Raw genomic sequence first — 12,310 nt, forward strand, 5'->3', positions numbered from 1 at the left:
ATAAACCACCGATTGGTGGTTTATTTTTTATGGATTGTCGCAATGGTGATAGCTTTTTCCTTCTTGCAGCTCCCTCTTTGTTTCTGCATCTATAACGATATATTTATGAAACTCTTCTACTTCATTTTGAGAAAAGGAAGCAAAAAAATAAACTTGGCGATCAGGATGAACAAAAAAATCTTGAAGCATCACACTACTCCGACAACCCACGGCTGTTTTTTGTAGGAAAGAAAATTCTTCATCGGGCACTTCTTTAAATAAGATTTTTTTTCGAACACTATATGCTGCATTATTGTATTCTTTATAGATTTTCTTATCTAACTGTTTATAAAAAATATCCTCACTCACAAATGACTTATTTCGATTGCTTGGATAATTTACTTTGTGATTCGACTCTGCATAAGTTGTGGACAAGTGTATAAAAAAACAAAGACTAACTACAATACATATCATTTTATTCATGATTGCACCTCAAATGTTCATTATCCACATTACTTTTCCACATATTTAAATCCATATGCCGTTTTCCAAGAAAAAGGAATTATTTCCACATTTGTCGAAGTATATAGCGTCAACTTGAAAGATGGGGATGAATTATGAAGAAAATTATTGTAATACGACATTGTTCAGCAACTGGGCAAAAACGTGATGCTGAATTAACGACCGATGGAAAAGACCAAGCAAATACCCTTGCTACATTCCTCTTAGAAAATCATCTACAAATCGATCATATTATTTCAAGCCCATTTGTCCGAGCTATCGATTCCATTCGGCCCTATGCGCTCCAAGCTAACTTATCTATCCAAGAAGATGAACGATTAACTGAACGCATATTGAGCAACGTTCCAATGGATGATTGGATACAAAAACTAGAATCTACTTTTACAAATATAGATATTGCCTTTTCAGGCGGAGAGTCAACAAAACAAGCAACAGACCGTGCCATATCGCTTATTCAAGACGTTTTACAATTAAACCATACGACAACACTACTTGTTACACATGGCAATTTACTTACGCTCATTTTAAAGCATTTTGATCATACGATTGGCTTTAATGAATGGAGAACTTTAACGAATCCTGATATTTACGAAATTACAATCGACGAACAATGTATCATAAAACGCTTATGGGAAGCATCGTCCAAGTAATATCCCTTTCCAAAACATTCAGTTGACGCCACGAGAAGAAACTGTACTAATAATAGAAAGGGGTATCACTCCATATGTACGAAGATGTACTTGCTCTACTACATAAAACAAATGTTTCTTATGAAAAATTTGAACACGAACCAGTACTCGATTATGAGACAGATCGGATTGTACGTGAGAGACTCGGCTTACAAGGCACTCCAAGTAAAAGCTTATTTTTAAAATCAAAGTCTGGAGATTATTACGTATTTTTTACGTTAGAGGCCACAAGGCTCAACCGGGGAGAGATGAAAGAACTAACAGGAGAACGCTTATCTCTCTGTTCTCCTGATGAACTGCGAGACAAAACTGGTTGTACGCCGGGATGTGTGGCTCCTTTCGGATATTCACACGATGTAACAATTATTGTGGATAACGCTATTTATACGTACGATAAAATTTTAATTACACCTGGTGTACCTGAATTTACAATTGAATTATCCACAGAAGAATTAAAAAAGATTTTATTAACATGTCCAAATACCGTTTTAGAGTATAAACAAAAAGAGAGCTAATCGTTAGCTCTCTTTTTTCATTATTTAGCTTCTGCTGTTTTTTCTTTTGCAGAACGTACTTGCTCGTCCGCATGGTAAGAAGAACGCACAAGTGGGCCAGCTTCACAGTGGCTAAATCCTTTGCTAAGTGCAATTTCTTTAAGCTCTGCAAATTCTGCTGGTGGGTAATATTTAAGAACTGGTAAATGCTTCTTAGATGGTTGTAGGTATTGCCCAAGAGTTAAAATATCCACATTGTTTGCACGTAAGTCATCCATTGCTTCAATTAAATCTTCTCTCGTTTCACCTAAGCCCACCATAATGCTCGATTTAGTTGGAATATCAGGCTGCATTTCTTTCGCTCGACGTAAAAACTCTAATGAACGTTCATATTTTGCTCTAGCGCGAACTCGGTCAGATAATCGACGTACTGTTTCAATGTTATGGTTTAAAATATCTGGTTTTGCATCCATTAACATTTTTAAGTTTTCTTCTACTCCACCCATATCAGATGGTAATACTTCGATAGACGTGAATGGGTTTTTACGACGTACTGCTCGTACTGTTTCAGCAAAAACAGCTGCTCCCCCGTCCTTTAAATCATCACGTGCAACCGCTGTTATAACAACGTGCTTTAAGCCCATTTGTACTACTGAATCTGCCACGCGTTCTGGTTCTTGTAAATCAAGCTCAGTTGGTAAGCCTGTTTTAACCGCACAAAAACGACAAGCACGTGTACAAACCGCACCTAAAATCATAAATGTTGCTGTTTTTCTTACAGCCCAGCATTCATGAATATTCGGACATTTTGCTTCCTCACAAACGGTATGAAGATTTTTAGAACGCATCATTTTCTTTAAGCCTGTATAGTTTTCATTCGTGTTTAACTTAATTTTCAACCATTCGGGCTTGCGCTTATATTCTGTTTGTTTTGTCATGGTTATCAACTCCGCACAATATGAAATAGTTTACCGTGTTCGCTTCTTTCAATGTAACATATCTATTCTAACGTATGAAAGCGATTTGCTCAAATGAAGATTCTAAGATTTTTTCCAATCGTTCCCTATAATGAAATACTCCGTATATCCCACACTAAAAAGAGTGATGTTGTGAAAGGAGTCTATCTCATGCTTCGAAAAATTTCTCTTTTGCTTTCTATTTGTTTTCTTCTCCACCAAAACATCGCTTACGGTGAAGATAATCAGCAAAGCATATACGAAAAGCGCATGGCACTATATAAAGAAACCGAGCAGTCTTCAGGCATTCCATGGTATTACTTAGCTGCAATGGATCAATATGAAAGAAATATACGGAGCGTAAGAAAAGATATTCCGAAAAAACCAGATGCCATCATTTCCCTTTATTTCAAACCAGAAATATGGGCTGGACCTATTAATAGTAACGATACTCTTCCCCATACAATTTCTCTATTTGGCGGAATAGGTTTAGATGGTGACAAAGATGGATTTGCAAATGCAAATAGCGACCGTGATCTTCTGCATACCGCAGCGACTATTTTAAGGAAACAAGGAACGTCAGAAGACCGTATTAAAATTATGCTCTGGGAATATTATAAACGTGCCAAAACAGTTGATTTAATTAGCGAATACGCCCAAATTTATAAACATTATGGACGTATTAATTTAGAAGGAAATGCTTTTCCTCTTCCGATCCGTAGTGACCATAGCTACCGTAGTACTTTCGGCGCTGGAAGAAGTTTTGGCGGCAGAAGGATTCATGAAGGAACCGATATTTTTGCCGGATATGGCGTGCCAGTAAGATCGACTTGCTATGGCATTATTGAAACGAAAGGTTGGAACCGCCTTGGTGGATGGCGCATTGGTATTCGCGACCTTCATAACAATTACCATTATTACGCTCATTTAGGCGGGTTCTCAAAAGAAATACAGCTTGGACAAATTGTTGAGCCAGGGAAAGTAATCGGATTTGTTGGTAGCACTGGTTATGGACCTCCTGGTACAGCCGGAAAATTTCCGCCCCACTTACATTTTGGCATGTATAAAGACAATGGCTATACAGAATGGGCCTTCGATCCATACATGCATTTAAGCCTTTGGGAGCGCAAAGAACGAGCAAATACAAAACGATAACCGTAGCTGCATTGCTACGGTTATTTTTTATCCAGTAAAATCCTGACTGAGCCGAGTTTCACTTTATTTACAACTAACTATCTGTTTTCTTTTTATCAGGTACAGCAACACTTCCGCTTCCATAATACGTAGGCACTTCCCCTTGAACGATACGCGTCGCAATCGGAACATTTTGTTTCACCTTTATCTCTTTCGTATGGAATGGAATAATCACTTGCAATGTTACTTCCATTTCCATAACAATTTGAATCGCTGTAGTATTAATCCCATGCGGCTCAATTTTTTGTTTAATATCTGTATTCACATGTCCAACTGGCGTGAAATGAATCGGAATATCTGGTCCTATATTACCAAGAAGTGCATTATCAGTTACACGCCCAAAAGGAACTGCCATAGTCGCGCCGTTTTTTTCAGAAATACCTAGCTCCTTCAACTTCCCTTGTTCTACTTGCTGTAAATATTTTTCTATGTACGTGGTCGTTGATGTTACGATTTCATTTACTTGCTTTGTATTTAAATTAATTGTGGATACTTTTCCGTTTTTATCATTCTGTACTTTCATTAATGAATCTACATCGAATCCTTCATTAATTCGATCCTTTACTGCCTTCGTCATAATTGCCGTCGCCATTTTATGTGTCTCTACTTCCCCATATTTAATTAAGGTCGGCTGAATATTATTATTCACAATCCACAACCCTTGCGTAAGTAATATAACAAAAAGAATAAACGACATAAGCAGTATATACCGAAAGGCAATAGGTCCCCTTCGAAACCGCGAGTTTTTCGAGCGAAATATACTCATAAAAAAACCTCCTTCTTATATCATTTCTATGCAAGAAGGAGGGACGATATATGCTTATCTCATTTTTAATAATGCTTCTTTTCCGATTGTGCCAGTCGTAATACCTAAAGCTTCGGCTTCAATCGTTACTGATTCTAGCGGTGCTTCAAGAAGTTGTTCAATCGTTCTTACACCAACCGCACGGCCAGCAATAATTCCTCGATCACCTAATTTCTCATTTAAAAGACCTACATCTAATGCACCACACATAATATATCCTTTATCGCTCATTACAGCTAGCAAATTCGTCTTTGGAAGTTTCACGCTAACTGCAATAAACGTATAATTATCAATTATAATTGGCTCCACATTAACCATAGTTCACACTCCTCTCTTTCTTATCTGTATGACAAGAGAAAAATGAGTGTTACAAGTTAACTAGCCTATAGTTTAACGGAAGATGTATAAGTTATTAACATATCTGTTAACACATCTCTAAGTAGTTCTGGCATATAATATTGTTTGTCAGAAAGTGTGGATAGCTCTGGGTATAAGTAGCCAAATGTAAACATATCAATCGTTCCTACTGTATATATACGATCTAATTCCAGCGATTCCCCGTTAATTAATACATCTTCGAGTAAAATTTTATTCCCGGGAATCGTATCTGGAATGACTTCTACACCAGCGTAAATCATTTTCCCCATCACTTTTCCCCGAAATCCGAATCCTTTCACCTCAAGATTCTCCATATTCGGCTTACGTGCTTTTAAAATAACTTCTCTTAATATCTTTCCTGGAACTTTCAAAGCACACGGATTAATTGGATGTGGACAAATTCTGTGAATATCTCCGCGCGTTACAACACCCTCTTCTAACCCTTCAAGAAGTACACCAGCGTTCACCATGCCAATCTCTGCATTGCACCATGTTTTCAGCGCACTTGCTAACATGTGAGAAAACGGCGTCTCCTGAAACCAATCAACCGGTAATGACTCTTTTAAATGAACGACAGACTCTGCCATTATATGCTCACTTTCTTCCTGCAGTATTTCAATTGTGGATAACGGCTCGCTATAAGCACCTAACCGTTCCGTCTTAATCGCTCTACCGTCTTTTTTCAGCAATTTCTTCGTCTCTATATCCACAGTAAGCTGCACGTGACCAACGTAACGTCCCCACTTTTCACAACAACAAAGTAAAGTATTATTCAGTAGAATACCACGCTCAAATAAATGATGCGTATGTGCTCCTAAAATAACATCTATATCATAATGCTCTGCCATATACTCATCCATACTTTTTCCAAGGTGAGAAAGGACAACCGTAATATGAGCCTCATCTTTCACTTCTTCTAAAATAGACTCTAAATGAATAATGGGATCTTCAATATGCCAATCGAGCATCTGATAAAACTCTGGATAAGCTACCGTTAATCCGATAAAAGCAATGGTAATCCCATCCGTCGTTGTATGCAATTTATAAGGCCTTACCCATGACGGACGTACCCCTTCTTTTTCAAATAAATTTGCGACAAGTATTTCAAATCCAGCATCATCATAGAGCCGATTTAAATGCTCTTTCGCTAACGTAATGCCTTCATTATTTCCGATCGTTACATAATCATATAACGCCTCATTCAAAAGCTTCGTATTCCCAAGGCCATTTGTCGCTTCCGAAATACTATGAAAACGATCCACATGATCCCCGATATCAACTGTCAAAACAGTCTCTCCCACTTCCTGTCTTCGCTTTTTCTCCCCTAGAACAAACCGAGAAATTTGCGGCCAATTTTCAAAATGACTATGTATATCGTTTGTATGATAAAGATGGATGATTGTTTCTTTATTTATATTCAGAGAAAAAACCTCCCCTCAGTTCCTTACTGCCATTTACGCTATGCGTACGCAATAATCCTGTAAATACTTTTCGTCTTTTCTTACTATTTTACATTGTACTCGCATTGTGAGAAAAAGCAAAAGATTGTCCTTTTTATATGAGAAACTTTTGCTAATGCAGGAAAGAATTCCAGATAGTGGAGGGAGGGGTGGATTTGTCAAAAAGTTTAATAGAGAATTCAGTGGGTGGTTGTTCAAGTGGATTTGTCAGTATCTTTGTCTTAAACCTAGTCGTTCTCTGTTCTTATAAAATGTTTGGGGTATGTGAGGATTTTCTTTTGTCTTACTTTGTCGATAAATCGATATCCCTTGTCGAATCGTCGATATATTGAAATAATCGCTGATATATTCCGAGTTATGGTCGATATATTTGAAAAATCGCTGATATATTTAACTGAACACCCACCCGGGTACCCTCTCCCAAGCCAAGACAAATCTGCAAAACAAAAAAGCGCCCTGCACAGCAGGGCGCTTTCTTCATACATATATTATCCAGCTTTGCCTCCTAGACCATCATGTCTAAGAACCTTCCGCACTAGAAGATGAAAAACATCTTCTGTGCGAAAGAACCTTAGCCAACGGGTCTGAACAGTCGGCTCCGCATTTCTATTTAACCAATAGAACCTTCCATCTCAAACTTGATTAGACGGTTCATTTCAACTGCGTATTCCATTGGAAGTTCGCGAGTGAATGGCTCGATGAAGCCCATTACGATCATTTCTGTAGCTTCTTGCTCAGAAATACCGCGGCTCATTAGGTAGAATAATTGTTCTTCTGATACTTTAGATACTTTCGCTTCGTGCTCAAGTGAAACGTAATCGTTTTTGATTTCGTTGTAAGGAATTGTATCAGATGTAGATTGGTTATCCATGATTAACGTGTCACACTCGATGTTAGAGCGAGAGTTTTTCGCTTTTGGTCCGAAGTGTACGATACCACGGTAAGTTACTTTACCACCATGCTTCGCAATCGATTTAGAAACGATTGTTGAAGACGTGTTTGGTGCTAAGTGAATCATTTTCGCACCAGCATCTTGGTGTTGGCCTTTACCGGCAATCGCGATAGATAATGTTAAACCACGAGCGCCTTCGCCTTTTAAGATAACTGCTGGGTATTTCATCGTTAATTTAGATCCGATGTTACCGTCAATCCACTCCATCGTTGCGTTTTCTTCACAAACCGCACGTTTTGTAACTAGGTTGTATACGTTGTTCGCCCAGTTTTGGATTGTTGTATAACGGCAATATGCATCTTTTTTAATGATGATTTCTACTACCGCACTGTGAAGTGAGTTAGTCGTGTAAACAGGTGCTGTACAACCTTCTACGTAGTGTACGTGTGCGCCTTCGTCTACGATGATAAGCGTACGCTCGAATTGTCCCATATTTTCAGAGTTAATACGGAAATACGCTTGAAGTGGTGTATCAACTTTAACACCTTTTGGAACGTAGATGAATGATCCACCAGACCAAACTGCAGAGTTTAATGCAGAAAATTTGTTGTCTGTTGGTGGGATTACTTTTCCGAAATGTTCACGGAAAATATCTTCGTTCTCTTTTAATGCGCTATCTGTATCTTTGAAGACGATTCCTAGAGCTTCTAGGTCTTCTTTCATGTTGTGGTATACAACTTCAGATTCGTACTGTGCAGATACACCAGCTAAATATTTTTGCTCAGCTTCTGGAATACCTAATTTATCAAATGTTGCTTTAATTTCATCAGGTACTTCATCCCAAGACTTCTCAGATTTCTCAGATGGTTTTACGTAGTACGTAATTTCATCGAAATCTAAGTCGTTTAAGTCGCCGCCCCATTGTGGCATTGGCATTTCGTAGAACTTATCCAGTGATTTTAAACGGAAGTCTAACATCCACTGTGGTTCTTCTTTCATACGTGAAATTTCTTCAACGATTTCTTTTGTTAAACCGCGTCCAGCACGGAAAATCGAAACGTCTTTGTCTTTGAAACCATATTTATAATCGCCGATATCTGGCAGTTGCTTCGCCATGTTGGTGTGTCCCTCCTTAGATAACCTCGTTTTTAGGAACCTTTAACATTACTTCTCTTCGTTTAAGCCCTTTTCTAACGCTTTCCACGCTAATGTTGCACATTTAATACGTGCAGGGAACTTGCATACGCCTTGTAATGCTTCAATATCTCCTAAATCGATGCTGTCATCGTACTCTTTTCCTAGCATCATGTCAGAGAAAATTTTAGAAAGCTGAAGTGCCTCTTCAATTTTCTTACCTTTTACTGCTTGTGTCATCATGGAAGCTGAAGACATTGAGATAGAACATCCTTCTCCTTCAAACTTCGCTTCTTGCACAATACCTTCTTCTACTTTCATCGTAAGTTGAATACGATCGCCGCAAGTTGGATTGTTCAAGTTTACTGTAACACTATCTTCTAGCACGCCATTGTTACGAGGATTCTTATAATGATCCATAATAACTTGACGATATAACGTATCTAAATTATTAAATGACATTTGTGAAATACTCCTTTGTCTTGATTAGCGATTCAACAAATGTATCAATTTCTTCTTTTGTATTATATAAATAGAAGCTCGCACGTGCTGTTGAAGAAGCTTTCAGCCACTTCATAAGCGGTTGTGCACAGTGGTGTCCTGCGCGAACCGCAATACCTTCTACATCTAATACTGTCGCTACATCGTGAGGATGTACGTCTTCAATATTAAATGTAACAAGACCAGCGCGATGCTTTGGACCATAAATTGTAACGCCATCTACTTCTGATAGTCTTTCTAAAGCATATTGCGCTAATTCATGTTCATGCTTTTCAATATTATGAAGACCGATTTCTTCTAGGAAATCAATTGCCGCACCAAGTCCGATTGCATTACCGATAATCGGTGTACCTGCTTCGAACTTCCACGGAAGCTCTTTCCACGTAGATTCTTGTAAATCTACGAAATCAATCATTTCACCGCCAAATTCAATTGGCTCCATATTGTTCAGCAATTCTTTTTTACCATATAATACGCCGATGCCTGTAGGTCCGCACATCTTATGAGCAGATAATGCATAGAAATCACAGTTTAAATCTTGTACATCCACTTTCATGTGAGGTGTACTTTGTGCACCGTCAACGACCATAATTGCGCCGTTTTCGTGTGCGATTGCTCCGATTTCTTTTACAGGGTTAATCGTTCCAAGTACGTTTGATACTTGCATAATAGAAACGATTTTTGTATTCGGTGTAACAGTTTGACGAACATCTTCTAAAGAAATTGTACCGTCTGGTTGAAGCGGAAGGTATTTCAAAGTTGCGCCAGTTTTCTTCGCAACTTGTTGCCACGGAATGATGTTACTATGGTGCTCCATGTAAGAAATAACGATTTCATCGCCTTCTTTTACATTTTCAAGACCATAGCTAGCCGCTACTGTATTTAATGCAGTTGTCGTTCCGCGCGTGAAAATAATCTCTTCCATTGATTTCGCATTGATAAACTTGCGAACTTTCTCACGTGCACCTTCATACGCGTCGGTAGCTTTCGTACCGAGCGTATGAACACCGCGATGCACGTTAGAATTATATTCTTTATAGTAACGTTCTAACGTTTCAATGACTTGAATTGGTTTTTGAGAAGTTGCTGCACTATCGAAATAAACAAGTTGTTTGCCGTTCACTTTTTGATCAAGAATTGGAAACTGTTTGCGTATTTCATGAATATTCATTAGCGAACTTTCCTTTCAATTACCTCAACAAGCTGTGCCTTTACTCCTTCAATTGGAAGCTCATTAACTACAGGTGCTAAGAATCCATGGATGACTAAACGTTCTGCTTCGCGTTTTGGAATACCACGGCTCATCAAGTAGTATAGTTGGATTGGATCTACGCGACCTACTGAAGCTGCGTGACCTGCCATTACATCATCTTCGTCGATTAAAAGAATTGGGTTTGCATCACCGCGTGCTTTTTCATCTAACATAAGAACGCGAGAAGATTGTTGTGCATTTGATTTAGATGCACCGTGTTCAATTTTACCAATTCCGTTAAAGATAGATGTTGCACTATCTTTTTGTACACCGTGTTTTAAAATCCAACCTTCAGAATGTTTACCGAAGTGAACAACTTTAGTTGTAAAGTTTTGTGTTTGGTTACCACGGCCAATTGTTACTGTTTTCGTATCAGCATATGAACCGTCGCCCATTAAGTTCGTAACGTTCTCTGAAATTGTGTTTCCGTCATTCATAAGGCCTAGAGCCCAATCAATACAGCCGTCGCGTCCTACAACGCCGCGGCGGTTAACGTAAGTTGTTACGTCTTTTGCTAATAGATCAACCGCACCGAATTTCACTTGTGCGCCTTGTTCCACGATTACTTCTGCTACGATATTTGCAATACCTTTAGCATTTTCATTTGCAACGTAGTTTTCTACATAAGTTGCAGTACTGTTCGCATCAGCTACGAATAGTACGTGGTTATATACGTTAGCTTCTTCGCCGTCTACTAAGAATACAGCTTGAAGTGGAGTTTCAAGAACAACGTTTTTCGGAACATATACGAATGCACCACCGTTGATTAATGCAGCATGAAGTGCAGTTAGACGATGCTCGTCTACTTTCACGCCGTCTTTCATTAAGTACTTTTGTACTAGTTCAGCATGCTCAGTTGCTGCTGTTACGATGTCTGTAAAAATAACACCTTTTTCTTTTGCTTCGTCTGCTAAAGAAACGAATGCAGTTGTACCAGTGCGTTGTACTAATACGCTGTTATTTTCATCGATTAAGTTTTTCACTGCTTCTGGAAGTTCAGTTAAAGAACTTACAGGCTCTTGCTTAGCAGCGTCGCCTTTTCCGATAAAGTCCCATTTGTCAATTTTCGTTTTATCAGGCGTTGGCATTGGAAGTTCAGTTGCTTGTGCAAGAGCTTGTAAGCGGAACTCAGTCAACCAAGCAGCTTCGTTTACTTCGCTTGCGCGTTGACGGATTGTTTCTTGATCGAAAGGTAATGTACCGATTGTCATGTTTATGCTCCTCTCTTACGCTTCTTGCTCTGTTGTTTCGTCTTCAATACCTAATTCTTTTTTAATCCAGTCGTAACCTTCAGCTTCTAGACGTTGTGCAAGCTCAGGGCCACCAGATTTAACGATACGACCGTTCATCATAACGTGAACGAAGTCTGGAGTGATGTAGTTTAATAAACGTTGGTAATGCGTAATCATTAGGCAACCGAACTCTTCGCCGCGCATTTCGTTAATACCTTTAGATACAACTTTTAATGCATCGATATCAAGACCTGAGTCGATTTCATCTAAGATTGCGATTTTTGGCTCAATCATCATTAATTGAAGAATTTCGTTACGTTTTTTCTCTCCACCAGAGAAACCTTCGTTTAAGTAACGTTGTGCCATTTCTGGATCCATTTCTAGGAATTCCATGTTTTTATCTAATGTACGGATAAATTTCATAAGAGAAATTTCATCGCCTTCTTCACGACGTGCGTTAATTGCAGAACGTAAGAAGTCAGCGTTTGTTACTCCGCTAATTTCACTTGGATATTGCATTGCTAGGAATAGACCCGCTTGTGCGCGCTCATCTACTTCCATTTCTAATACATCTTCACCGTCGATGATGATGCTACCTTCTGTTACTTCATACTTTGGGTGCCCCATAATTGCAGAAGATAAAGTTGATTTACCTGTTCCGTTAGGTCCCATAATTGCGTGGATTTCTCCACCTTTTACTTCAAGGTTTACACCCTTTAAAATTTCTTTGCCATCAATTGATACGTGTAAGTCTTTAACCGTTAATGTAGAACCAGCCATCTCAATACCTCCATTAATCCTATATATACATTTTAAAAATTC

Annotated in this window: 13 protein-coding genes; 3 read left to right on the forward strand and 10 right to left on the reverse strand. The window is 38.6% G+C overall.

Going from position 1 to position 12,310, the window contains the following annotated elements; genetic code table 11:
• Positions 1–27: 27 nt before the first annotated feature.
• The gene (locus MR169_RS10650; protein ID WP_001038437.1) at positions 28–462 is read right to left on the reverse strand and encodes a hypothetical protein; all 435 of its coding nucleotides are present in this window, start codon (positions 460–462) and stop codon (positions 28–30) included.
• 134 nt (positions 463–596) lie between these two features.
• Here MR169_RS10650 and MR169_RS10655 point away from each other — a divergent pair, with 134 nt between their 5' ends.
• Together MR169_RS10655 and MR169_RS10660 are read left to right on the forward strand one after the other, a co-directional pair.
• Positions 597–1,151: a histidine phosphatase family protein gene (locus tag MR169_RS10655; protein ID WP_000721048.1), complete on the forward strand. Its 555-nt coding sequence runs from the start codon at positions 597–599 to the stop codon at positions 1,149–1,151.
• 74 nt (positions 1,152–1,225) lie between these two features.
• Complete coding sequence (locus MR169_RS10660) at positions 1,226–1,705, forward strand: YbaK/EbsC family protein (protein ID WP_242319363.1); 480 nt, start codon at positions 1,226–1,228, stop codon at positions 1,703–1,705.
• A 20-nt stretch (positions 1,706–1,725) separates the two neighbouring features.
• Here the strand turns inward: MR169_RS10660 and lipA are convergent, their stop codons facing one another.
• The gene (lipA, locus tag MR169_RS10665) at positions 1,726–2,622 is read right to left on the reverse strand and encodes a lipoyl synthase (protein WP_000166372.1); all 897 of its coding nucleotides are present in this window, start codon (positions 2,620–2,622) and stop codon (positions 1,726–1,728) included.
• A 189-nt stretch (positions 2,623–2,811) separates the two neighbouring features.
• Between lipA and MR169_RS10670 the strand changes: the two genes are divergently transcribed.
• The gene (locus MR169_RS10670) at positions 2,812–3,795 is read left to right on the forward strand and encodes a M23 family metallopeptidase (protein ID WP_016118833.1); all 984 of its coding nucleotides are present in this window, start codon (positions 2,812–2,814) and stop codon (positions 3,793–3,795) included.
• Between the two features lie 73 nt (positions 3,796–3,868).
• On the opposite strand, the gene yunB is transcribed toward MR169_RS10670, so the two are convergent.
• The 8 genes from yunB to sufC form a co-directional block, all read right to left on the reverse strand.
• Entirely contained in the window at positions 3,869–4,600 is a 732-nt protein-coding gene (yunB, locus tag MR169_RS10675; RefSeq protein WP_000021805.1) for a sporulation protein YunB, read from the reverse strand.
• Positions 4,601–4,654: 54 nt separating this feature from the next.
• Positions 4,655–4,957 carry a YunC family protein gene (locus tag MR169_RS10680; RefSeq protein WP_016118834.1) on the reverse strand — a complete coding sequence of 101 codons (303 nt, stop codon included), beginning with the start codon at positions 4,955–4,957 and terminating at the stop codon, positions 4,655–4,657.
• A gap of 65 nt (positions 4,958–5,022) precedes the next feature.
• Positions 5,023–6,438 (reverse strand): bifunctional metallophosphatase/5'-nucleotidase, encoded by a 1,416-nt coding sequence (locus tag MR169_RS10685; protein ID WP_255846453.1) that lies wholly within the window; start codon positions 6,436–6,438, stop codon positions 5,023–5,025.
• Between the two features lie 649 nt (positions 6,439–7,087).
• Positions 7,088–8,485: a Fe-S cluster assembly protein SufB gene (gene sufB, locus MR169_RS10690; protein WP_001118827.1), complete on the reverse strand. Its 1,398-nt coding sequence runs from the start codon at positions 8,483–8,485 to the stop codon at positions 7,088–7,090.
• 48 nt (positions 8,486–8,533) lie between these two features.
• Complete coding sequence (gene sufU, locus MR169_RS10695; RefSeq protein WP_000009526.1) at positions 8,534–8,965, reverse strand: Fe-S cluster assembly sulfur transfer protein SufU; 432 nt, start codon at positions 8,963–8,965, stop codon at positions 8,534–8,536.
• On the reverse strand, positions 8,955–10,175 hold the full coding sequence (gene sufS, locus MR169_RS10700; protein ID WP_001020769.1) for a cysteine desulfurase SufS: 1,221 nt from the start codon (positions 10,173–10,175) through the stop codon (positions 8,955–8,957). Before sufS ends, sufU begins: the two co-directional genes overlap by 11 nt.
• Positions 10,175–11,467, reverse strand: a complete 1,293-nt coding sequence (sufD, locus tag MR169_RS10705; protein WP_242319364.1) for a Fe-S cluster assembly protein SufD — start codon at positions 11,465–11,467, stop codon at positions 10,175–10,177. Before sufD ends, sufS begins: the two co-directional genes overlap by 1 nt.
• Before the next feature lie 15 nt (positions 11,468–11,482).
• Positions 11,483–12,268 carry a Fe-S cluster assembly ATPase SufC gene (sufC, locus tag MR169_RS10710; protein WP_000929160.1) on the reverse strand — a complete coding sequence of 262 codons (786 nt, stop codon included), beginning with the start codon at positions 12,266–12,268 and terminating at the stop codon, positions 11,483–11,485.
• Positions 12,269–12,310 lie beyond the last annotated feature (42 nt).

This window comes from Bacillus cereus group sp. BfR-BA-01349 (assembly GCF_022663795.1).
Taxonomy (GTDB): domain Bacteria; phylum Bacillota; class Bacilli; order Bacillales; family Bacillaceae_G; genus Bacillus_A; species Bacillus_A cereus.

Coding starts and splice junctions, on each gene's coding strand:
- sufC (WP_000929160.1), bottom strand. CDS start 12,268: ATGGCTGGTTCTACATTAACGGTTAAAGACTTACACGTATCAATTGAT.
- MR169_RS10680 (WP_016118834.1), bottom strand. CDS start 4,957: ATGGTTAATGTGGAGCCAATTATAATTGATAATTATACGTTTATTGCA.
- sufS (WP_001020769.1), bottom strand. CDS start 10,175: ATGAATATTCATGAAATACGCAAACAGTTTCCAATTCTTGATCAAAAA.
- sufD (WP_242319364.1), bottom strand. CDS start 11,467: ATGACAATCGGTACATTACCTTTCGATCAAGAAACAATCCGTCAACGC.
- MR169_RS10670 (WP_016118833.1), top strand. CDS start 2,812: ATGCTTCGAAAAATTTCTCTTTTGCTTTCTATTTGTTTTCTTCTCCAC.
- MR169_RS10655 (WP_000721048.1), top strand. CDS start 597: ATGAAGAAAATTATTGTAATACGACATTGTTCAGCAACTGGGCAAAAA.
- MR169_RS10660 (WP_242319363.1), top strand. CDS start 1,226: ATGTACGAAGATGTACTTGCTCTACTACATAAAACAAATGTTTCTTAT.
- sufU (WP_000009526.1), bottom strand. CDS start 8,965: ATGTCATTTAATAATTTAGATACGTTATATCGTCAAGTTATTATGGAT.
- lipA (WP_000166372.1), bottom strand. CDS start 2,622: ATGACAAAACAAACAGAATATAAGCGCAAGCCCGAATGGTTGAAAATT.
- MR169_RS10650 (WP_001038437.1), bottom strand. CDS start 462: ATGAATAAAATGATATGTATTGTAGTTAGTCTTTGTTTTTTTATACAC.
- yunB (WP_000021805.1), bottom strand. CDS start 4,600: ATGAGTATATTTCGCTCGAAAAACTCGCGGTTTCGAAGGGGACCTATT.
- sufB (WP_001118827.1), bottom strand. CDS start 8,485: ATGGCGAAGCAACTGCCAGATATCGGCGATTATAAATATGGTTTCAAA.